20 protein-coding genes, 1 pseudogene and 1 riboswitch are annotated in these 21,290 nt (G+C 62.6%); of the genes and pseudogenes, 8 read left to right on the top strand and 13 right to left on the bottom strand.

Features of this window, described 5'->3' with window-relative positions; all coding sequences use genetic code 11:
• Nucleotides 1–27: 27 nt before the first annotated feature.
• On the top strand, nucleotides 28–795 hold the full coding sequence (locus tag KCX59_RS06685) for an alpha/beta hydrolase family protein (protein ID WP_179019265.1): 768 nt from the start codon (nucleotides 28–30) through the stop codon (nucleotides 793–795).
• A gap of 96 nt (nucleotides 796–891) precedes the next feature.
• Here the strand turns inward: KCX59_RS06685 and KCX59_RS06680 are convergent, their stop codons facing one another.
• Entirely contained in the window at nucleotides 892–2,193 is a 1,302-nt protein-coding gene (locus tag KCX59_RS06680; RefSeq protein ID WP_179019268.1) for an ABC transporter substrate-binding protein, read from the bottom strand.
• Nucleotides 2,194–2,272: 79 nt separating this feature from the next.
• Here KCX59_RS06680 and KCX59_RS06675 point away from each other — a divergent pair.
• Both KCX59_RS06675 and KCX59_RS06670 read left to right on the top strand, forming a co-directional pair.
• Nucleotides 2,273–3,073 (top strand): annotated as a pseudogene (locus tag KCX59_RS06675) (glycoside hydrolase family 43 protein); the annotation flags it as partial.
• 153 nt (nucleotides 3,074–3,226) lie between these two features.
• A complete protein-coding gene (locus tag KCX59_RS06670) occupies nucleotides 3,227–5,407 on the top strand; it encodes a hypothetical protein (RefSeq protein ID WP_179019407.1) in 2,181 nt (726 codons plus the stop codon).
• Between the two features lie 56 nt (nucleotides 5,408–5,463).
• On the opposite strand, the gene KCX59_RS06665 is transcribed toward KCX59_RS06670, so the two are convergent.
• The 7 genes from KCX59_RS06665 to KCX59_RS06635 form a co-directional block, all read right to left on the bottom strand.
• A complete protein-coding gene (locus tag KCX59_RS06665) occupies nucleotides 5,464–5,616 on the bottom strand; it encodes a hypothetical protein (protein WP_167510385.1) in 153 nt (50 codons plus the stop codon).
• A 21-nt stretch (nucleotides 5,617–5,637) separates the two neighbouring features.
• Nucleotides 5,638–6,723 carry a YihY/virulence factor BrkB family protein gene (locus tag KCX59_RS06660; RefSeq protein ID WP_178997819.1) on the bottom strand — a complete coding sequence of 362 codons (1,086 nt, stop codon included), beginning with the start codon at nucleotides 6,721–6,723 and terminating at the stop codon, nucleotides 5,638–5,640.
• Nucleotides 6,650–7,327: a 2'-5' RNA ligase family protein gene (locus KCX59_RS06655; protein WP_179019409.1), complete on the bottom strand. Its 678-nt coding sequence runs from the start codon at nucleotides 7,325–7,327 to the stop codon at nucleotides 6,650–6,652. Before KCX59_RS06655 ends, KCX59_RS06660 begins: the two co-directional genes overlap by 74 nt.
• Nucleotides 7,328–7,331: 4 nt before the next feature.
• The gene (gene trpS / locus KCX59_RS06650; protein ID WP_178997818.1) at nucleotides 7,332–8,456 is read right to left on the bottom strand and encodes a tryptophan--tRNA ligase; all 1,125 of its coding nucleotides are present in this window, start codon (nucleotides 8,454–8,456) and stop codon (nucleotides 7,332–7,334) included.
• 20 nt (nucleotides 8,457–8,476) lie between these two features.
• Nucleotides 8,477–9,310, bottom strand: a complete 834-nt coding sequence (locus KCX59_RS06645; RefSeq protein WP_179019270.1) for an exodeoxyribonuclease III — start codon at nucleotides 9,308–9,310, stop codon at nucleotides 8,477–8,479.
• Between the two features lie 10 nt (nucleotides 9,311–9,320).
• Entirely contained in the window at nucleotides 9,321–9,887 is a 567-nt protein-coding gene (locus tag KCX59_RS06640; RefSeq protein WP_091466044.1) for a hypothetical protein, read from the bottom strand.
• 64 nt (nucleotides 9,888–9,951) lie between these two features.
• The gene (locus KCX59_RS06635; protein WP_179019272.1) at nucleotides 9,952–11,004 is read right to left on the bottom strand and encodes a LacI family DNA-binding transcriptional regulator; all 1,053 of its coding nucleotides are present in this window, start codon (nucleotides 11,002–11,004) and stop codon (nucleotides 9,952–9,954) included.
• Between the two features lie 179 nt (nucleotides 11,005–11,183).
• Here KCX59_RS06635 and KCX59_RS06630 point away from each other — a divergent pair, with 179 nt between their 5' ends.
• The gene (locus tag KCX59_RS06630) at nucleotides 11,184–12,275 is read left to right on the top strand and encodes a C45 family autoproteolytic acyltransferase/hydolase (RefSeq protein WP_178997810.1); all 1,092 of its coding nucleotides are present in this window, start codon (nucleotides 11,184–11,186) and stop codon (nucleotides 12,273–12,275) included.
• A gap of 50 nt (nucleotides 12,276–12,325) precedes the next feature.
• Nucleotides 12,326–13,651: an MFS transporter gene (locus KCX59_RS06625; protein WP_178997808.1), complete on the top strand. Its 1,326-nt coding sequence runs from the start codon at nucleotides 12,326–12,328 to the stop codon at nucleotides 13,649–13,651.
• 27 nt (nucleotides 13,652–13,678) lie between these two features.
• Here the strand turns inward: KCX59_RS06625 and KCX59_RS06620 are convergent, their stop codons facing one another.
• From KCX59_RS06620 to glyA, 5 genes are all read right to left on the bottom strand, one after another.
• Nucleotides 13,679–14,512: an ABC transporter permease gene (locus KCX59_RS06620; RefSeq protein ID WP_178997806.1), complete on the bottom strand. Its 834-nt coding sequence runs from the start codon at nucleotides 14,510–14,512 to the stop codon at nucleotides 13,679–13,681.
• The gene (locus tag KCX59_RS06615; RefSeq protein WP_370629235.1) at nucleotides 14,509–15,405 is read right to left on the bottom strand and encodes an ABC transporter permease; all 897 of its coding nucleotides are present in this window, start codon (nucleotides 15,403–15,405) and stop codon (nucleotides 14,509–14,511) included. The genes KCX59_RS06620 and KCX59_RS06615 overlap by 4 nt, the downstream gene beginning before the upstream one ends.
• A complete protein-coding gene (locus KCX59_RS06610; RefSeq protein WP_178997802.1) occupies nucleotides 15,365–16,294 on the bottom strand; it encodes an ABC transporter ATP-binding protein in 930 nt (309 codons plus the stop codon). Before KCX59_RS06610 ends, KCX59_RS06615 begins: the two co-directional genes overlap by 41 nt.
• 256 nt (nucleotides 16,295–16,550) lie before the next feature.
• On the bottom strand, nucleotides 16,551–17,444 hold the full coding sequence (locus tag KCX59_RS06605; RefSeq protein WP_178997800.1) for a bifunctional methylenetetrahydrofolate dehydrogenase/methenyltetrahydrofolate cyclohydrolase: 894 nt from the start codon (nucleotides 17,442–17,444) through the stop codon (nucleotides 16,551–16,553).
• Nucleotides 17,445–17,585: 141 nt separating this feature from the next.
• A complete protein-coding gene (gene glyA / locus KCX59_RS06600; protein ID WP_178997798.1) occupies nucleotides 17,586–18,881 on the bottom strand; it encodes a serine hydroxymethyltransferase in 1,296 nt (431 codons plus the stop codon).
• 115 nt (nucleotides 18,882–18,996) lie between these two features.
• Nucleotides 18,997–19,082, bottom strand: a riboswitch (ZMP/ZTP riboswitch).
• A 35-nt stretch (nucleotides 19,083–19,117) separates the two neighbouring features.
• Here glyA and purU point away from each other — a divergent pair.
• The 3 genes from purU to KCX59_RS06585 all read left to right on the top strand — a co-directional run bounded on the left by purU (nucleotide 19,118) and on the right by KCX59_RS06585 (nucleotide 21,247).
• The gene (gene purU, locus KCX59_RS06595; RefSeq protein ID WP_091466029.1) at nucleotides 19,118–19,969 is read left to right on the top strand and encodes a formyltetrahydrofolate deformylase; all 852 of its coding nucleotides are present in this window, start codon (nucleotides 19,118–19,120) and stop codon (nucleotides 19,967–19,969) included.
• 21 nt (nucleotides 19,970–19,990) lie between these two features.
• Nucleotides 19,991–20,656: a class I SAM-dependent methyltransferase gene (locus KCX59_RS06590; RefSeq protein ID WP_178997796.1), complete on the top strand. Its 666-nt coding sequence runs from the start codon at nucleotides 19,991–19,993 to the stop codon at nucleotides 20,654–20,656.
• A gap of 72 nt (nucleotides 20,657–20,728) precedes the next feature.
• A complete protein-coding gene (locus tag KCX59_RS06585; RefSeq protein ID WP_091466026.1) occupies nucleotides 20,729–21,247 on the top strand; it encodes a gamma carbonic anhydrase family protein in 519 nt (172 codons plus the stop codon).
• Nucleotides 21,248–21,290: the final 43 nt, after the last annotated feature.

Below are 21,290 nucleotides of genomic sequence, written 5' to 3'. Positions count from 1 at the left end.
ACCGCAACGCAACGCAAGGAGATCAGCGTGTCACGCTCTGAGAAGATCAGCTTCACGGGAAGTACCGGCGACACCCTGGCCGGCGTCGTAGACGTGCCTGAGGGCCCCGTCCGGGGCTGGGGCCTGTACTCGCACGGCCTGACTCTCGGCAAGGACAGCCCCGCCGCATCCCGAATCTGCAAAGGACTCGCGGAGCAAGGTGTGGGGATGCTGCGCTTCGACAACCTGGGCTTGGGCAGTTCCGCAGGTGAATGGTCTGCGGGGTCGTTCAGCGTCAAGGTAGCCGATACCATCCTGGCTGCGGACTTCATGCGGGAGCAAGGCCGGGGAATCTCGCTCTTGGTGGGCCACTCGTTTGGAGGTGCAGCGGTGCTGGCCGCAGCCCGCGACATTCCCGGCCTCAACGCCGTCGTGACGGTTGGCGCACCCTACGAGCCCAAACATGTTGAGCACATGTTCGACACCGAGATCGAGTCCATCCTGCGCGATGGCAGCGCGGTGGTGGACCTTGGCGGACGGCCCATGGAGGTTCGCCGCCACTTTGTGGAGGACGTGGAACGCGCCGATCTGCGCGACTGCATCCGCACCCTCCACAAGCCGCTCATGGTGATGCACTCCCCCACCGACAACACCGTGGGAATCGACAACGCCAGCGAGATCTTCCGGACTGCCCGACACCCCCGGAGTTTCATCTCCCTGGAGGGCAGCGAGCATCTCCTCACCGGGAAGGGCCAGGCAGCACGGGTTGCACGGATCATCAGCGCCTGGGCGGACCCTTACCTGGAAGTCGGCTAAGTCCGGGACGCTAGCTGATGGCCTGCCGCCCATGTAGGTAACAGCAAACGTTCCACTGACGCCTCAGTGGAGCATTTGCTGTCACCTAGTTGGGTACTACTTGCCGATGGCCGCCTTGCTTTCGCTGAGCCACTGCTCGGCAGCTTTCTCCGGGGTCAGCCTCTTGAACAGGACCTCGGTGTTGATGCGGGCCGTGATCTCGGAGACGGCGGTTGAACCGGTGGGACCGATGAACGTTGGGGCGAAGTCCATCTTGCCGATCTGGTCGATGTAAGCAGCTTCTACCTTTCCTTGGGGTGTCAGCAGGTCCTGGATGGCCGTGCGCATGCCGGAGTTGCTGGGCACGCCACGGTCACTCTGGATAATCTTTGCGGCGGCCTCATTGTTCACCAGGAAGCTGACCAACTTGGCGGCCGCATCCGTGTGCTTGCTGCGGGCAGAGATAGTGTAGAACTGCGAAGACTGGAGCCAGATGCCGGGCGTGGGAGTCTCACCGGGCAGCTTCAGCAGCTTCAATTCGGCCCCTGATGCTTTGCTGAGCGCGGTCAAGGAGTTGGTCCAGGTCAGCATCATGCCGGCCTGCCCCATACCCATGAGTGTCTGCTCGGTGCTGACGTTGAGCTTCTCCACGGTTTCGGAGGCGCTGGGTGCTGCACCTGACTCGCTGAGTTTGACGGAGAAATCGAAGTAGTCCTGCACGGTTTCCTTGCCAAGTCCCAACTGGCCATCCTGCGTGTACAGTGATTCTCCCCGTTGACGCGCAAAGGCATCCAATGAGTCATGCGTGAGGACAGTGGCTGTCCCGTAGGTTCCCTTGGGGCTCTTGGCAGTGATGTCCTCGGCTGTCTTGGCGAAGTCATCCCAGGACCACTTGCTGTCATCCGGAAGGGCTACCCCGGCAGCTTGGAAGACGGCAGGGTTCACTACGATAGCCAATGCGTTGGCACCTGTGGAGACACCGTACTGTTTGCTTTGCACCTGCCCGTTTTCCAGGGCCCCCTGGTCCATTTTGGAGAGGTCGAGGGACCCTTCAACTTTGGAGAGGTCCAGCAGTGCGCCACGGTTGGCGTACTCAGCCGGGTAGGCACCACCCATGGTGATGACATCAGGGGCGTCGTTTGCAGCGACTTGGGTAGCCAGCTTGTCGAAGTAGCCTCCGATGTCTCCGTACTCCGGCTTCACCTTGATGTTGGGGTTAGCGGCCTCGAACTCCTTGATGGCCTTGTTGGTCAATTCGGCACGGGTGGCATTGCCCCACCACGAAAACCGGATCTCTACAGGGCCGTCTTCGGCTTGGTTGGACGTCGGGCTGGAACAGCCTGTGGTAAGCCCAAGCAGGCCTACCGCCGTGAAGAATGCTATGGATTTGCGGATACTTCGGAGAGATTTACGCGCCATTGGGTAAGCTTCTTTCAGACTCAAGAAAACGGTTCCTGAAACGTATCAAGACGCTGTATATTCGTCAATAGTTTTCACCATGAACTATTTAGGCCGCCCAAAGGAGCACGCTTTGACCCACCACTTGGACCAGATCCAGATCCGGGACCCCTACGTGGTTACACTTCCGGAATCCGGGCAATACCTGCTCTTCGGAAGCACCGACAAGAACATCTGGTCGGGGCCGGCCACTGGATTCGACTGCTATCGGAGCAGTGACCTGTTGCTGTGGGAGGGCCCTATTGAGGCCTTTCGCCCACCAGACGGGTTCTGGAGCCAGGAACAGTATTGGGCGCCTGAGGTGCATGAGTATCAAGGTCGCTACTTCATGTTTGCGACGTTTACCGCTCGTGGACGTTCACGGGGAACGCAGGTACTTTCTGCCGCCAAGCCGGAAGGTCCCTACGAACCGTGGAGCGATGGTCCCGTCACTCCACCTGATTGGGAGTGCCTGGACGGTACGCTCCATGTTGACCATGAAGGGGCACCATGGATGGTGTTCTGCCATGAGTGGAAGCAGGTCCATGACGGCACCATCCTGGCCCAGCGCCTCAGCCCGGACCTGCGACATGCCATGGGCGAGCCCATCTTCCTGTTCAGCGCGTCCGAAGCACCGTGGGCCCGCGCTCTGGATGTCCCGTCCGTCCGGGAAAGGGAGTCCCCCGCGTATGTCACTGACGGCCCGTTCTTGTTCAGGCTTGGCAGCGGGAGGCTCATCATGCTGTGGTCCAGCTTTGGTGACCAGGGCTATTCCATGGGCGTTGCCAGGAGCGAGTCCGGCACAGTGCTGGGACCCTGGGCCCAGGAAACTGAGCCGCTGTGGGGCACCGATGGGGGGCATGGCATGATCGGCCGGGCCTTGGACGGCAGCCTGTTCCTCACCCTTCATCAGCCCAATAGCAGCCCTCACGAACGGGCGGCTTTTTTCCCGCTCCGTGAGCTCAAGGACACCGTGGTCCTGGCTTCAGCTGAGCCCGCACCCGTTGGCCCCGCCATCGATCGTAAGGCTCTGGTCCAGCGACACAACGTGCGGCAGCAGAATTTGGACCCGCGAAGCCCGGTGTCGGTGGGTAACGGAGAATTCGCCTTCACCGTGGACCTCACCGGACTTCAGTCGTTCCCCAACTACTACCCCGTGGGAGCACGTGATGACTTGCCCCCGGGAACGCTCCTGGGGACGCAGTCACAGTGGGGCTGGCACTCGATTCCCGCACCACAGCCCTACGACCTCGCCGGCTCAACCGTCCTCTACGATTCACCCCGTGGCCCGGTCCCCTACGTGGACATGGTGGGAGACATCGTGAACGACCGTGAAACGGACACCTCCTTGGCCGAAACGTGGCTCCGGGCGAACGTGCACCGGCTGGATTTGGGGCGTATCGGTTTCCGTTGGGTGGAAGACGGCGTGGAACGTCACCTCATGCCAGCCGACATCGCTGACGCTGAACAAACGCTCGACCTCTGGACCGGCGTAGTAACCAGCCGCTTCACGCTGGCGGGTCATCCCGTCACAGTGACGACGGCGTGCCACCCCGACCGGGATGAGCTCGGCATTCGCGTGGAGTCGCCAGCACTTGCTGCCGGCTTAGTTGTGGGCGTCGACTTTCCCTACGGGTCCGAGGCATGGCATGACGCCGCGGACTGGAAGCACCCGGAGTCCCACACCACTTCCCTCGAAGGCCCGGATCGCTCGCGCGAACACAGTGGTGCCGCGGCGTGGACAGCCCAACGGGAGGTGGACGATTCCCGCTACCAAGTGGTCATCGCAGGCCAGGAGCTGACAGTAGAACAGGCCGCGCAGCACCGGCTCCGGGTTTCGCCCGCCTCAGCCGTCACCACCATGGACGTCTCCATTGCTTTCCTGTCCGTCGGGGACGGCGACTGCATCCCCCGAGGCAACAACAGGCTCACCGGACCCACGCCGGGAGTAAGCATGGACGCCCACGCCGGTTCCGGCGTCGGACGTTCTCCTGCGCTCGGTGTGGCGGACGCGTCCGCAGCCTATTGGCCTGCATTCTGGTCTTCGGGAGGGGCGATCGAGCTTAATGCCACGGATGATCCCAGAGCCAAGGAATTGGAACGCAGGATCGTGTTGTCGCAATACCTGACCGCGATCAATTGCTCTGGTTCATTGCCGCCGCAGGAGACCGGGCTGGTCTGCAATTCGTGGCGCGGCCGCTTCCACCTGGAGATGCACTGGTGGCATGCTGCGCACTTTGCGCAGTGGAATCGTGTAGAACTGCTCCTGCCGTCATTGCGGTGGTACTCCACAGTGCTGGAGACGTCACGGAAGACGGCGAAAGCGCAAGGATTCGACGGCGTTCGCTGGCCGAAGCAGGTAGGACCGGATGGGCGGGAAAGCCCGAGCCCCATCGGAACCTTCCTGATCTGGCAGCAACCCCACCCCATCCACCTGGCCGAGCTGGTGTACCGCGCCAATCCGAGCCTGGAAGTGTTGGAGGAATTCGCGGAGATCGTCTTCGAATCGGCCGGGTTCATGGCCAGCTTCGCGCATCCCACGCCGCGCGGGTTTGAGCTGGGCCCTCCCCTGATTCCGGCGCAAGAGAGCTACGGCTCAATGCGGGCCAAGGTCACTAATCCCACCTTCGAACTGGCGTACTGGCAGTGGGGCCTACGGACTGCTGCTGCCTGGCGGGAACGGCTGGGTTTGGAACCAGTACAGGCATGGTGGGACGTGGCGGATGGCCTGGTGCAACCACATGTAGTTGATGGCGTATACGCGGCCATCGACGTCGAACCGTTCACCATACGCACGGACCATCCATCCATGCTGTGTGCCCTGGGGGTCCTCCCCCAGACTGATCTCATTGATCCGGCCATCATGCGAGCAACCCTTTCAGACGTCCTGGCAGACTGGGACTGGGGCAGCACCTGGGGTTGGGACTACCCCGTGATGGCCATGACGGCCGCACGACTTGAGGACCCGGAGGCCGCTGTTGATGCGCTCCTCCTGAGCGCGGGCAAAAATACCGTCCTCCCCAACGGGCACAACCGGCAGACGGACTCCCTCCCGCTGTACCTGCCAGGCAATGGTGGGCTTCTGGCCGCTGTCGCACTGATGGCCGCAGGCTGGGACAACGGACCGGACCGGCACGCGCCCGGATTCCCAGCCGACTGGGCCGTTGCATGGGAGGGGCTGGTCAAGGCGCCTTAGCATCGCCGGAGCTGGATAGTGTCACTACGGGATATCACCGCAAGGGACCTCGCCTGCTAACCGCGGCGGGGTCCCACCGCGGCTCCGACCAAGGCTCCAAGGCCAACTCCAATGAGGATGCCCAGAAAGGGCGAATTGAAGACCAACTGGCCAACCACAAGTCCCACTGCAGCCCCGAGCAGACAGGCGATCCACAGTTGGTTGTTCATGGCGGCCTCCGGATAAAACTGTCAGGAGCGGGGCGCCACGCGACGCGAACCGAGGACTTTCTTGCGGGGGGACTCCCCCGATGCCGTGTCAGCCTCGCGAATGGCAGACCACGACGCCGAGACGAGATACACCTGGCTCACCAGATTGAACCAGATCAGCAGCCCGATAATGATGGCGAACGATGCCAGGACCGGATTGTTGCCTGACCGGGCCAGAAGTTCGGTGCTGAAGAACTGCAGGACCGTGGTCCCAAAGCCCGCCAGCACCACGCCTTCCAGGAATGCGCGGCGTCCCAGCTTCAACCCACCTGCAATGCGGAACAGCACGGCCGCCGTCGCGCAGTTCAACAGAAGCGGGATCACGATCTTTACGGTCGCCGCTATGGGCTCGACAACGCCCTCATCAAGCTTGAGCAAAGCAATAAGCCAGTCCGCTGCGGTCCCAAAGACGAGCGAGACGCCTGCGCTGATCACAAGGATAACGCCGAGGAGCAGCAGGGTGCCGGCGTCGATGAGCTTTTGAAGGATCGGGTTGCGTACCAAGGGGTCAGCGTTCATCACTCCCCGGAGGCCTTCCCTGATGCTGGCGATCCAGCCCAGGGAAACGAACACCGTGACAATCGCTGCGATGAGGGCCGTCCACCCAAGTCCCGACGGGTTGAGCAGGGATTGTGGATCCACCAGCCCTTCGCCGCCATTCACCTGAAGGAGCCCGGGGGCAGCCGCGGCCACACTGTCGATCACGGCGTCCTGCAGCGCCGGGTTACCGCCCAACACGATGCCTGCGATGGCGAAGCCGGTAGTGAGCAGACCCGTCACGGAGAAGAACATGTTGAAACCGATGCCGGCGCTCAACAACGGCCCGTGCTGCCGGGTGTAGTGCTGGAAGGAACGCATAGCCCGGTTGGTGTTCAACCTGGCGAGGAAGAGTGCAAAGAATGCACCAACCTTTTTCGGCAGGCCCTCGCCGGCGCGCTTCGCATGGCCCCAATCCTGCCGCTTGCGGAGAAGCTGGAGTTTGAGTTTCGCCAGCTCAGTTGGCAGCGGAGGAACGTCCGCCTCTGCGGCTTGGATCCGCTTGCTGTGCTTCGTCAGTATCGCCGCCAAAGTCGAGCTCTTCCCGTAGCTGCCAAATTCCATTGGTGTCGTGCTCGTAAAGTCCCATGCTAACCACAGGGAAGGTCGCCCGGTAATCCCTGAGAACCGTTTCGGCCTCATCGAGGTTTTCCTGGGCGACATCGTGCGCAACGGTGACGTGCGGGTGGTACGGGAACGGCAACATCCGTTCGAGTGGGCCGGTTTGAAGTTTCTCGTGCAGTTGCACGCACTCTTCAAAGCCTTCCTCCACGTTGACGAACACCACCGGCGAGACGGGACGGAAAGAACCCGTGCCGGAAATTGTGATTTCGAAAGGTTCCTGGGTCCTTGCGACTTTCCTGACGTGCTCCCGGGTGGCGGCCCAGTCCTGGGTGGGTGTGGTGGTGATCAGGGTGATGTGGGCAGGGATGACCTCGGCCATCGGATCTCCGAAGGAGGCCCTCCATTCCTGGAGTTCTCGGGCGATCTCCGGTGGGAAACCGAGGATCACTCCGACGCACATGGTGTCTCCAGCGCCGCAATCGGTGCCGGAAACAGCGGGCTGGCGGGAGTCGTCCGGACCGGCACCCTGTCGGGTGCCGGTCTTGACGTTGAGCTGGCCAGCGGAGCACATGGACTTAGCGGACTCCCTGGTTTCCGTGGGAGGCATCGCCACGGTAGGGCAGGAAACCAACCTTGGAGTAGACGTCCGCGAGGGTTGCGGCCGCAATTTCACGTGCCTTGTCCGCGCCGAGGGCCAGGAGCCGGTCGAGTTCTGCGGGATCAGCCAGAAGTTCGTTGGCACGTTCGCGGATAGGTGCCAGGTGGCCGGAGACGAGTTCGGCCAAGTCGACCTTCAAGTGGCCGTACATCTTCCCCTCGTAGTCAGCCACGATCTTATCCACCGGTGAACCGCTGATGGCCGAGTAGATGGTCAGCAGGTTGGATACGCCCGGCTTGTTCTCGCGGTCGTAGCGGATCTCGGTTTCGGTGTCCGTAACCGCAGACTTAATCCGCTTGGCTACCGTCTTTGGGTCATCCAGCAGATTGATCAGTCCGGCCGGTGATTCCGCCGACTTGGACATCTTGGCGGTCGGGTTCTGGAGATCGTAGATCTTTGCCGATTCCTTCTGAATGAAGGCCTCAGGCACTTGGAACGTCTCGCCGAACCGGCTGTTGAAACGGTTGGCGAGGTCGCGGCTCAATTCCACGTGCTGGCGCTGGTCTTCACCCACCGGCACGCCGTGCGGCTGGTACAGCAGGATGTCAGCGGCCTGCAGGATGGGGTACGTGAACAGGCCAACGCTGGCGTGGTCCGAACCCTGCTTTTGTGCCTTGTCCTTGAACTGGGTCATGCGGGCGGCTTCACCCATGCCCGTAATGCAGTTCAGGACCCACGCCAGCTGGGCGTGCTCGGGAACCTGGGACTGGACGAAAAGCGTGCACTTGTTCACGTCCACGCCGCCGGCGATGTACTGCGCGGCCGTAACCCTGGTCCGCCGGGCCAGTTCCGCCGGATCCTGCGGCACGGTGATGGCGTGCAGGTCAGGAATGAAGTACACGGCGTCGTACTCGTCCTGCATCCGGACCCAGTTGACCAGGGCGCCGAGGTAGTTGCCAAGGTGCAGGGAATCGGCGGAGGGCTGCATGCCGGACAGGACCCGGTGCTTGGCGCCAACGGCAAGCTTGGTTGACGTTACGGGCTTCGGTGCGATGGCAGCATCAGCCGCTGCGCCGGTTTCAGTCGTGGTGGAACTAGTCATGGAGCAATACCTTAGGAAGCTTAGAGCCGGTAGTCGACTACCAGCGGTGCATGGTCAGAGAAGCGGGTATCCCACGAAGGCGCCCGGTCCACCACAGCCGAGAAAGCGGCAGCTGCGAGGTCCGGGGTGGCCAGGTGGTAGTCGATGCGCCAGCCTGTGTCAGTGTCAAAGGCCTTACCGCGCTGGGACCACCAGGTGTAGGGGCCGGCGACATTACCTGCCAGGCCCCTGTGGACATCCCTCCATCCGATTTCTTCGCCGAGGAAGCGGTCAAAGTATGCCCGCTCCTCCGGGAGGAAGCCGGCACGCTTGACGTTGCCCTTCCAGTTCTTGATGTCGAGTTCAGTGTGTCCGACGTTGAGGTCCCCAACAACCAAAGCATGGTCGCTGTGTTTCGCGAGCTCAGGCAGGCGGACGGTCATGGCATCGAGGAAGCGGAACTTATCGTCCTGCTTGGGGGTTCCGACCTCTCCGGAGTGCACATAAGCACTGACAACGGTGAGGGTGGTGGGGTCACCGGCTGTGTTCCTGACGGTGTAGTCCGCTTCAACCCAGCGCCCGGACTTATCGAAGTAGTCGTCGCCAACGCCAACGCGAGTGGCGGTGGGCTCCTCGCGGGATGCAATGGCCACACCGGCGCGGCCCTTGGCCTCAGCCTCAGTGTGGAGGATGTGCCAGCCTTCGCCGATCAGCTTCCTGACGATGTCGTCAGGGGCGCGCACTTCCTGCAGGCAGAGAATGTCTACTTCGCGTTGCTCCAGCCATTCCGCCATGCCGTTCTTGTAGGCAGCCCTCAGGCCATTGACGTTAACTGATGCGATGCGAAGGAAGTCCTTCTTCAATGCCGTACTCACCCGGTCCACTCTAGTCGATGATGGTGCCGGCCACGGGCTCGTCCGAGCCACCCGAAGACTTGATCATGTCGCGCGCATTCGTGGCCGTGATGGCGATGGTTTCGAGCGCCCGGTTGATGGTGTCCTGGTTGGCCGTTGCGCCTTTGGCGCGTTCCTCGTCCACCACACGGACCTGCACCTGAACAATCTTGAAGGAGTGGTCCAGCTTAAGGTCGCGCACTTCATCGGCTTTGCTGCGCTCGGCAACTATGCGCGTGCCACCGCTGTCAGCAGCGGATGACGACGGCGCGCGGCCGGCTGCGGCGTTGAACGCATTTTGCGCTTCGCTCAGTTTGGCACCGGCCCGCTGCGCGGCCTTGCGGATGCTCAGCACCACGAACGTTGCAAGGGCAAGCCACCCGAAAGCGACCACGGCAACAACCCAGCCCACAACATCGTTCTGGTTGGCCGCAAAGATGACGGCTACCAGGAAAGCGATGATGACGACTGTCATCCCCAGGCCGCCGATGCGGAAGCCCTTGAACATGCCTTTACCGGCGGGGGACGTGGACGGGTGCGGGTCACCGAGAGATTGCATGATTTCATTCTCTCAAATGCGGAAAGGTGCCCCGTCCGCTTCCACGGACGGCGAACATGCCACGCTAAAATCCGCGCTTCTGCTGATTCCGGGTCTTGCCCGGCGACGTGGATTTGCGGTGCAGGAACCGCGCCGCCAGCAGAACCGGGTCCGACCCCGACTTGCCCTCCATGACTTCGCAGAGTCGCTCAACCAGCGCGGCGGCCGCGGCAGGAATATCCACGTCAAGGGCGGAAATCGGGGGCTTGTGCTGCCGCGAGTGTTCAGAGTCCGAGCCCGTGCACACCAGCAGGTCCCCCGGGATACGGACTCCACGTTCCTGCATGGCCTGGGCTGCCCCGCTGGCGTGCCTACCCGTTAAGCAAAAAACTGCGCCCGGCAGGCCGTCGCCCAAAATCCTGGCGCCCACTTGCCGACCACCCTCCACGCCGTCCCGTTCCGGTACGTGATAAATCCGGGGCTCCTTTCCGGTTTCCAGGCACCAGGCAACGTAGGCGGCCTCGCAATCGAAGTTCCAGGCGTTCCTGTCCGTGCCGCCCACGTAGGCGATGGATCCAGCGCCCGCTGCTGCCAGGTGGTTCAAGACGACTCGTGTGGACGCTGCGTCGTCGTGGGCGACCCAGTTCCGGAAGTCGGGGCGGCCCGGATCGCGATCCCAGGTCACATACGGAATTCCACGCTTCTCCAGCAAAGCCACCACTGGGTCATCCAGATGCGGGGCGAAAACTATGTAACCGTCCAGGGACATGGAAAACGGGGGAAGCGGTCCACGGCTCAAGTCGGGGACGAGCATCAGGCCCAGATTCCGATTCAGCGTCTCGGCGGCGGCTGCTCCCGCGAGTTTCATGAAGACGTCCACGCCATTAGGACCATAGTTGCCCAAGCTGTCCAAGGAGCGGAACACCAGCCCGATCGCATTCATCTTGGAACTTCGAAGCCCCCGTGCCATGGCGTCTGCAACGTAACCCATCTCCGAGGCGACGGCGCGGACCCGTTCCCGGGTGGCCTCGCTGATATTGCCCTTGCCATTGAGGGAGTGCGACACCGTGGTGATCGACACTCCGGCTTTCCGCGCTACGTCCCAGATCGTCGCGCCGTGTTGTAGTTCGCGGGCCATGGGCCTCCTGCATTCGTCTCCGAGGGATCTCATGAGACCCGGCTTCCGAAATTAACGATAAATCTCGCGGACCAGCTACACAAAAACGTTTTTCTTCCGTACTTTGAGCGTCACAAGTGATCCACCTCATCCAAGAGCCCACCCGCACTCAGACGGGGATGGCTCCCTCAAGGAGACCTATGCAGCTTCACCGCCACACATCCGCCGCGCACGATCCCCGCGAGCGCGGCCTCGACATCGGCCGCACCTGGGAGGCACAAACACGCAACACCGCCAAGCTCTACTTTGACTTCTTCGCCACGCTTGGCATCGCCCCGCAGAAGGTCCGGGACATTGCGGAGCAGAGCCATGCAGCCCTCCACGCCTGGTGCCCGGCACTGGCCGAGGAAGCCGAGGGCTGGGCCACCGGCGCCGGACTCGAGACCTGGGAGCTGAGTGTGGTCAACGCACGCACTGAGATTCTTGCGGCCGCACCCCGGAAGGTCGGCTCCCATGAATGCTCGACGGCGGTCTACGCACCAGCCCGGGCTTCGGCGCCGGAAACCATTCAGACCTGGGACTGGCATGACCACCTCGCCCCCGACGGACTCTTGCTCGAGGTAACCCCATCCCCCGGTCGGACCACCAAGACGTTCACGGAGTTCGGGACGCTGGGCAAGATCGGTGTCAACAGTGAGGGCCTCGGCCTGCATTTCAACATCCTTGCCCACTCCAAGGATGATGACTCCGCTGGAGTTCCGGTCCACGCAATCGCCCGCCGCATCCTCGATGAGGCCTCGACCATCGACCAAGCTATGGACATCGCGTCCTCAGCAAGAGTTAGCGCCTCTACCGTCTTCACTGTTTTCACAGCTACCGCTTCCGGCACCAGTACCCCGCGCCTGGCCGCCAGCATCGAGGTCTCTCCCGCCGGCACCGGCGTCGTGGATGCCCGCAGCGACGGCTGGCTGCTCCACACGAACCACTTCCTGGACCCCGTCCTCGCGGAAGAGGACACAATCGACGACGGCGCGTTGTCGCCCCAGCGCCTGGCCCACCTTGGGCGCGTGAGGACGGAGCTCGCCGGCCTGGGCATCGCGGACCGGGCCAAGCAGTTCTGCTCGTCAGAGGGAGCTTCATCTGTGGTCTGTTTCCATCCTGACGCCTCGGCGCCGCGACACGAGCAGTGGCAGACGCTGCTGACCATCAGCGTCGATGCCGGTGACTGCTCCCTCGCTTACGCAGCTGCCAACCCCGCCGACGCCGCACGCGATGGCTTCCTGATCTTCTAAGCCAGACCAGCCTCACAACCCCAACAAAACAACCAACGAAAGGCACTTCCTTGCCGCAATCCCTTCAGCCCAATGTTGCGCTGGAACCACAAGGTCCGTCGTCCAAGCGCCCCGTCTCAGCTGCCCGTACTTTCTTCGTCTCCTGTTTTGGAACCGCACTGGAGTTTTATGACTTCACCATCTACGGATTGGCTGCAGCCTTGGTGTTTCCGCAGCTCTTCTTCCCCAACCTTGATCCTCTGACCGGAACATTGGTGGCGTTCGCTTCCTTCGGTGCCGGATTCCTGGCCCGGCCCTTGGGCGGTATCGTCCTGGGCCACTTCGGCGACCGTCTCGGCCGGCGCAGGATCCTGATCCTCACGCTCATCCTGATGGGTGGGAGCACCTTCCTGATCGGCTGCCTGCCTAGTGCGGATTCGATCGGTGCCACGGCCCCTATGCTGCTCATCGCATTGCGTCTGGTTCAAGGATTCTCTGCCGGCGGTGAATGGGGAGGCGCTGCCTTGTTGGGAATCGAGGCGGCCCCGGCGGGTCGCCGAGGACTGTGGGGAAGCTTCACCAGCATGGGCATCGGGTTGGGCGTGCTGATGGGTTCCGGCGTTTTTACGCTCACTGACGCCATCGCGGGCGGCGAAGTGGCCAGCTTCGCATGGCGGGTACCCTTCTGGATCGGCGGCCTGCTGGTGCTGGCTGGCCTTATTGCCCGGCTGACCCTCCCCCAGGACGAACGCCCTTCCGGCACCCAGGCACCCCGGATTCCACTGTTGGCAGTCCTCAAGTCTCATCCGCGGCAGATCCTGATGTCGATCGGCGTCAGCTACGGCTACAACACCTTCACTTACATCGCCACAGTGTTCCTCATGTCGTACGTGCTCCAGCGCGGCTATTCCGACAGTGAATCACTTCAGTTCCAGCTGTGGGGTGCCCTGGCCAGCGTCATCTCCGCACCTCTCGCGGCGATACTTTCCGACAGGATCGGCCGTAAGCCGGTGATGATAGGTGGTTCGGTGATGCTCATCATCTACTTCCTGGCGTTCTTCCCGGCCATCGAGACACACACCGGCTGGCTTGCCCTCCTCATGTTCACGCTGGGCGGCGCGCTGAACACTGTTCCGCAGGGCCCGTTGCCGGCATTCCTTGGCGAACAGTTCCCGGCAGCTTCCCGCTACTCGGCCATTTCGGCCAGCTATCAAATCGGCTCAGCCCTGGGTGGCGGCACGGCAGCCACTGTGGCCACGGCATTGCTGATCGCCACGCATGGCGACCCGATCGGCGTCGTGATTTACACAGTCTCCGCGCTGGCAGTCATGGGACTGTGCTCCTGGGGCCTGCGCGACAACGCAAAGCTGACCATGGCTGAGATCGAGACGGCCTAGGACCTGTGCGGGCTGCGCCGGCTGGTCCTACTTCAGGAACAGCTGGCGCAGCCTTGCGGTGGTCAGCATGATCCCGAGCGCGATCATCACGACGTAGTAACCCACGTGGATAGCAGTGGCAGGGCTGAACGAGCCCACGCTGATCTGGCGCAGGAGTTCCACCCCATGCCACAGGGGCATGGCCTGGATGAACCACTGGATGACCTGCGGGTAGACGCTGAGCGGGTAAAACGTGGCGCTGAACAGGAACATGGGCAGCAGGAAAAAGTTGATCCAGTCCATCTGCTGGAAGGTCTTCATGAAGCTGGTGATGCCCATCCCGAAGCTCGCAAAACCGAACGCGATCAGCACCGAAGCAGGAATGACCAGGACGGCCCACCAACTGGTGAGCAGTCCCATCACCCCCATGACAGCGGTGAATCCCGTGGCGTACAGCAGGCCCCGAAGGAGTGCCAGGAAGATCTCGCCGATCGCTACGTCCAGCGGCCCCAAGGATGTGTAGAGCATCCCTTGGTACAGCTTGGCGAAGTTCATCTTGAAGAAGACGTTCCACGTGGAATCGTAGATTGCTCCGTTCATGGCCGAGACCGCCAGGAGTGCCGGCGCTATGTACGCCGCATAGCTGATTTCCTCGCCGCCTGGACCTTGGACAGTGCCCACTATGGAGCCCATGCCCACGCCCATGGCCAGCAGGAACAGCACAGGCTCGAAGAACCCCGACACCATCACCAGCCACGTGCTGCTCTTGGCAGCCATCAGCCCACGGCCCACCACTGCCTTGGCGTTGCGGGAGTAGAGGGAACCGAACCTGCGCTCACGGGCAAGATCCGTGGCGCTGTGGCCACCTGTCAGGACACTCAAGAGCCCATCCTTTTCACGAACTGGCGGCGGACAAGTATCCAGCCAACAGTGGCGGTCGCCAGCAGGAACACCACGTGGGTGATGGTCAGCAACGGGTTTTCGTCCATCCCGTAGGTGAAGACCCGGCCCAACTCAGTTCCATGCCACACCGGTGATATCCAACCGATCCAACGAACTGCGATCGGCAGCGAATCCAGCGGGAAGAACGTCCCGGAGAACAGGAAGAGCGGCATGACGATGAATCGCTGCACCAACGCGAACTGTCCCTTGTCCTGCTTGATGCTGGCGGCGTAGGCCATCAGCGGCAAGCCGAAGGAGAGCGCCGCGACCGTGGCCACGATGGCCGAGACCCAGCCCCATGGACTCGGCGAAGCGCCAAACATGGCCACCACCACGAAATAAACCAACGACTGCAACAGGAAGCGCAGGGAACTGGCCATGATGTGGCCACTGGCGATCTGCTGCGGTGTCAGCGGCGAGGCATGCGGACCATAAAACACGCGGCGCCATTTGAAGCCGTCCATGATGGGGTACGAAAACTCCCCCGACGCCGTCATCACTGCGGCGGAGACCAACAACGCAGGAGCCACGAACTCCAAATAGCTGACACCGCCGAACGCCGCCTCGCTGTTGGCGTCCACCAAGCTGGCGAGGCCAACTCCCATGGCGAAGAGGTACGCCACCGGCTGCCCTACGCTGTACAGGATCACGGACCAGCCATAGTTCCGCATGACGCGAAGCACTTGCTCGGCATAGAAGAAGGAACCCCAGCGACGCGCCCTGGCGGCCGAAACCTCAGGCGAGTGGGCCCGCAACGGCTGCTCCGCCGTCGTGCGTGGTTTGTTCACCGACTCAATCAACGAGGCTCCTGCCGGTAAGCCGCAGGAACACATCTTCCAGCGACGAGCGACGCACCAACGAGGTCATGGGGTGCAGCCCGCGGGCAGTGACCTGCTCCAGCGCGGCTTCGCCGTCGTGCGCGTAGATGAGCACACGGTCCGGCAGTGTCTCCAGCCGCTCACCGATACCTTGAAGCTCGACGCCGATGGTCGCGTTCCGCTCGGACCCGAACCTGAGCTCCAGTACTTCGCGCGATGAATGCTCACGAATCAGGGCCGCGGGCGATCCTTCCGCCATGATCTTGCCCTTGTCCACCACGATCAGGCGGTCGCAGAGTTGCTCAGCCTCGTCCATGTAGTGCGTGGTGAGGATGAGGGTTACGCCGCTTTCCTTAAGCCGGAACAGGCGGTCCCAGAGAATGTGGCGCGCTTGGGGATCCAAACCGGTGGTGGGTTCGTCGAGGAGAAGAATGCGGGGCTCGTTAATAAGCGAGCGGGCTATTGTGAGCCGTCGCTTCATGCCCCCGGAGAGCGCGTCCACCTTGGAATTGGCCTTGTCCGTTAGCTGCGCGAATTCCAGCAGCTCATCAGCCTTCGGCCGGAGGTAGCTCATAGGCAGGCCAAAATAGCGCCCGTAGACGATCAGGTTCTCGCGAACCTTGAGCTCTTCATCCAGGTTGTCCTGTTGTGGGACCACACCCAGATGCGCTCTTACTTCGGGGCCGTGGGATTCCGGGTCCAAGCCCATGATGCTGAGCGTGCCCGAGGTGCGTTGGGATACGCCGCCGATCATTTTCATGGTGGTTGACTTGCCGGCACCGTTGGGGCCCAGCAGCCCGAAAGACTCCCCCGCCGGTACGTCGAAGGAGATGTTGTCCACGGCGGTGAGGTCACCATAGGCCTTGGTGAGGTTTCGCGCGCTGATGACGGATGGTCGGTTCATGTCGAAGCCGGATTGCGACGATTCTGACTGTGTTGGTGACGGTGTCGGAGAGCGGATTGCTTCATTGTGCACCCTCAGCACACTAGTAGCGCCCCCTGACATGTGAAAGGGCTCTTGCAGATATTTTTGCAAGAGCCCTCTCGGTTTGTTCGGAGGAGTACGCGGTCCATTTCGGGGGTTCCCGGCGGAAGATGCCGTGCGCACGGCATCTTCGGCAGCTTAGCCCCGTAATGGGCCTTGCTATGGTCGGAGGAACTTAGGCGATGCCCGCCTGGCGCTCCGCACTCTCCACGACGTTCGCGAGCAGCATGGCACGGGTCATCGGCCCCACGCCGCCCGGGTTCGGGGACAGCCAAGCGGCGACGTCGGCAGCCGCCGGGTCAACATCTCCGGTAACAACAGCCTTACCGTTACCGTCGTCCACACGGCTGACGCCGACGTCGAGCACAATGGCACCCGGCTTGAGGTCTTCAGCCTTGATCATGTGCGGCACGCCGGCAGCTGCAATCACGACGTCGGCCTGCTTGAGTTCCGCGGGCAGGTCCACCGTCCCGGTGTGGGCCAGGATGACCGTGGCGTTGACTTCCTTGCGGGTCAACAGGAGGCCAATAGGGCGGCCGATGGTCACACCGCGACCAACCACCAGGACACGCTTACCTTTGAGTTCAATGTTGTGGCGGCGCAGCAACTCCACACAGCCCTTAGGCGTGCAGGGAAGCGGGGACTTCATCTCGCCATTGACGTTGGCCACCAGGCGGCCAAGGTTCATGGGGTGCAGGCCGTCGGCGTCCTTGTCAGGGTCCATGGCTTCCAGGATGACGTCCTGGTCGATGTGCTTGGGCAGCGGAAGCTGGACGATGTAGCCGGTGCACTCCGGGTTGTCGTTGAGCTCCCGGACAACCTCCAGGAGGCCTTCCTGTGAAATGTCTTCGGGGAGGTCGCGGCGGATGGACTGGATGCCAACCTCGGCGCAGTCCTTGTGCTTGCCGCCGACGTACCAGGTGCTGCCGGGGTCGGAACCCACCAGGATGGTGCCCAGGCCGGGGACGATTCCCTTGGCGGCCAGGACGGAAACGCGAGTGGTCAGTTCTGCCTTGATGGCTGCGGCGGTGGCCTTGCCGTCAAGGATCTGTGCGGTGGACTGTGTCATTCCATCTGCTCTTTCTGGAGGGTGACCTAATGGCTCATGCCAACGGGACCCGCCGCCGTAGGTGTGGCGGCGGATCCCGTCAGCTCCGGTTCAATGCCCGGGTGTGGCTCTATTACTGCTGTCAGCTATGGGGCTGCGGATTTACCACTGCTCGTGCTGCGGGTACAGCGGGAAGTCAGCTGCCAGTTTGTCGACGCGGGCCTGGAGGCTTTCGACGTCGGCGGCGGAGCCTGCCTTCAGCGCGGTGGCGATAATCTCGGCAACCTCGGTGAACTCGGTGGCACCGAACCCGCGGGTAGCCAGTGCCGGCGTACCGATGCGGAGGCCGGAGGTGACCATCGGCGGGCGGGGATCGAACGGAACAGCGTTGCGGTTCACGGTGATACCTACTGAGTGCAGGAGGTCTTCGGCCTGCTGGCCGTCCAGCTGCGAGTTGCGCAGGTCAACCAGGACCAAGTGAACGTCGGTGCCGCCGGTGAGGACCGAGACGCCGGCTTCAGCAACATCGGACTGGTTCAGGCGGTCAGCAATGATCTTGGCGCCCTCGAGGACGCGCTGCTGGCGCTCCTTGAACTCTTCGCTGCCGGCGATCTTGAAAGCAACGGCCTTGGCGGCGATGACGTGCATGAGCGGTCCGCCCTGCTGGCCCGGGAAGACGTTGGAGTTGAGCTTCTTGGCCCACTCCTGCTTGGCCAGGATCACACCGGAACGCGGACCCGCGAGGGTCTTGTGAACCGTGGAGGTGACGACGTCGGAGTAAGGAACCGGGCTCGGGTGCAGCCCCGCTGCAACCAGGCCGGCAAAGTGTGCCATGTCCGTCCAGAGGAGGGCGCCAACTTCGTCCGCGATGGAGCGGAAGGCAGCGAAGTCCAGGTGGCGCGGGTACGCGGACCAGCCGGCGATGATGACCTGCGGCTTCTCGGCGATGGCCTGCTCGCGCAGCTTGTCCATGTCGATGCGGAAGTTGTCTTCTTCAACCTGGTAAGCAGCTACGTTGTAGAGCTTGCCGGAGAAGTTGAGCTTCATGCCGTGGGTCAGGTGGCCACCGTGTGCCAGCGAGAGGCCCAGGATCTTGTCGCCCGGGGTGATCATGGCGGAGAGCGCTGCAGCGTTTGCCTGGGCACCGGAGTGCGGCTGGACGTTGGCGTACTCGGCACCGAAGAGTTCCTTGACGCGGTCGATCGCAAGCTGCTCGGCGACGTCGACGTATTCACAACCGCCGTAGTAGCGGCGGCCCGGGTAGCCCTCGGCGTACTTGTTGGTCAGGACGGAGCCCTGAGCTTCCATGACGGCGCGGGGGGCGAAGTTTTCGGACGCAATCATTTCCAGGGTGCCGCGCTGGCGGCCGAGTTCCTGGTTGAGGACTGCTGCGATCTCGGGATCGAGATCGGCAAGCGACTGGTTGCTGACAGACGCGGAAGTGGTTGTGGTAGTCACGGAAATCTCCTGGCTAGGCAACGGGTGGTGCTACAGGTCAGGCTACCGGCAGCAGCATTCCCGCGTCCCCTTTTTGACGGAGGGATCGGTCACGTGCGTGCAGCGGTAAGACATGACCCTCGGCCCAGGCGTACGATCCGTGGTCTTCATGATTGCCGCTCCCTGGTGGTAGTCCACCCAACGCCAGTTGCGACCCATTAACAGTACAACAAGGCAGCACAGGTAGGCTTGATCGTGTGACTGAATCCACCGCTTTCGTAGTAACACTTTCCTGCCCCGACCGCCCCGGCATCGTCCACGCGGTAGCCGGAGCCCTGCTTGATGCCGGCTGCAATATCGCCGATTCCCAGCAGTACGGAAGCCCCAGCACAGGCAACTTCTTCATGCGCGTGGAGGCATCGACGTCGTCCTCCCAGGCCGAACTGGCCACGGCCTTGCGGCCGGTAGCTGAATCGTTCGGCATGACCTGGCAGATCAACCCCGTGGGCGAAAAGGTCCGCACCATCATCCTGTGCTCCAAGGACGCGCACTGCCTCAACGACCTTTTGTTCCAGCAGCGCACGGGCACTTTGCCCATTGAGATTCCGGCGATTGTGTCCAACCACCGGGATCTTGAGTCGCTGGCGGAGTTCTACGGCATCCCGTTCCACCACATCCCGGTAACGCCGGAGACCAAGCCGCAGGCCGAGGCGCAACTGCTGAAGCTGATTGCCGAGCACGATGTCGAACTGACTGTCCTGGCACGGTACATGCAGGTCCTGTCCAACGATTTGTGCACGGAGTTGAACGGCAAGGCCATCAACATCCACCACTCGTTCCTCCCCTCCTTCAAGGGCGCCAAGCCGTACCACCAGGCACACGCACGAGGTGTAAAGATCATCGGCGCAACGGCCCACTACGTGACGGCCGACCTCGATGAGGGTCCGATCATCGAGCAGGAAGTCATCCGCGTTGACCACGCGCGCACGGCTGCCCAGTTCGTCCAGATGGGCCGCGACGTCGAAGGCCGCACGCTGGCTCAGGCGGTCCAGTGGCACGCCGAACACCGTGTGCTCCTGGACGGTACCCGGACCGTGGTGTTCAACTAACGCCACTCCTATGCTGGGGGTATGCGGGGCATCCCTGACGCCGACCACGAGGCTGACCTGGCTGTCTTCTACGACCGCCAGGCACCGGTGCGGAACACCCGCGCGCTGACGCCGCACCGGGTTGAGAGCCGGGAGTGGTTCATCCGGCTGTTGAAGTCCGAACACCGTCATTCGTTGTTTGAGCTGGGTTGCGGCACTGGGGTTGAGGGCGTGGAGTTCGTCCGCGCCGGCTTGCACTACACCGGCGTGGACCTGTCCTCGGAGAGCGTTCACTTGGCGCGCTCGGCCGGGCTTGAGGCTTCTGTTGCCAGCGGGCGGAACCTGCCGTTTCCGGGTGCTGCCTTTTCGGCTGCGTGGACCATGAGCACCCTTCTGCATGTTCCCAACAGCGGAATTCACGACGTCGTCCGCGAACTTGTGCGGGTCACCGCACCTGGTGCGCCAATCGCCGTCGGACTCTGGTCAGGTGAGGATTGCGAAGTCTTGAACCCGGAAGACCTCGAGGAACCGCGGCGGTTCTTCAGCCGCCGCAGCGACGAAACCGTGCGGCGGATCTTTGGCGAACACGGCTCGGTGGAACACTTCCGAACGTGGCCGGAGGGCGTGGGAGTGGAATCCGGGCCGGGCGCAGGAAACTGGTCCCAGCACTATCAATTCCTGGTCCTCCGCACCCCTGCATCCAACTGAGTCGCAATTGAGCGCGTTTTGAGCGCTCACAACGCGCTCTGCTGCGACCTGGTTGGGAACTAAGCTGACTCCATGGCTCCCTCTTACACTTTCGCCGGGGATACCCCGGCCATCCATGAAACCGCCTTCGTGGCGCCCACGGCTTCCATTATTGGCAAGGCCACGTTGGCCGAGGACTCGAGCGCTTTCTACGGCGTCTCCGTCCGCGCCGATACAGCGGCCATCAGCGTCGGCGCAGGGTCCAACCTCCAGGACAACGTAGTCCTCCACGCCGACCCCGGCTTCCCCTGCACGGTAGGCGAACGCGTCTCCGTGGGGCACAGCGCTGTGGTCCATGGATGCACTGTGGAGGACGACTGCCTCATCGGCATGAGCGCCACCATCCTCAACGGCGCGGTGATTGGCACTGGCTCGCTCATCGCTGCCGGGGCGGTGGTGTTGGAAGGCACTGTCATTCCCCCGCGCTCACTGGTTGCGGGTGTACCTGCAAAGGTCCGCCGTGAACTCACCGACGAAGAGTTCGAGGGCGTCAAGCACAACGCCGCGCATTACAAGGAACTCGCTGCGGCGCACAGGGAGATGCACGCTTAAACGCCGAATACGAGGCCCGCTCTGTGCCCTAACCTGAGGGTTT

It is taken from the genome of Paenarthrobacter nitroguajacolicus, assembly GCF_051027655.1.
Taxonomy (GTDB): domain Bacteria; phylum Actinomycetota; class Actinomycetes; order Actinomycetales; family Micrococcaceae; genus Arthrobacter; species Arthrobacter nitroguajacolicus.
Note: the sequence above shows the minus strand (reverse complement) of the source record. Positions and strands in the feature narration are given on the sequence as shown.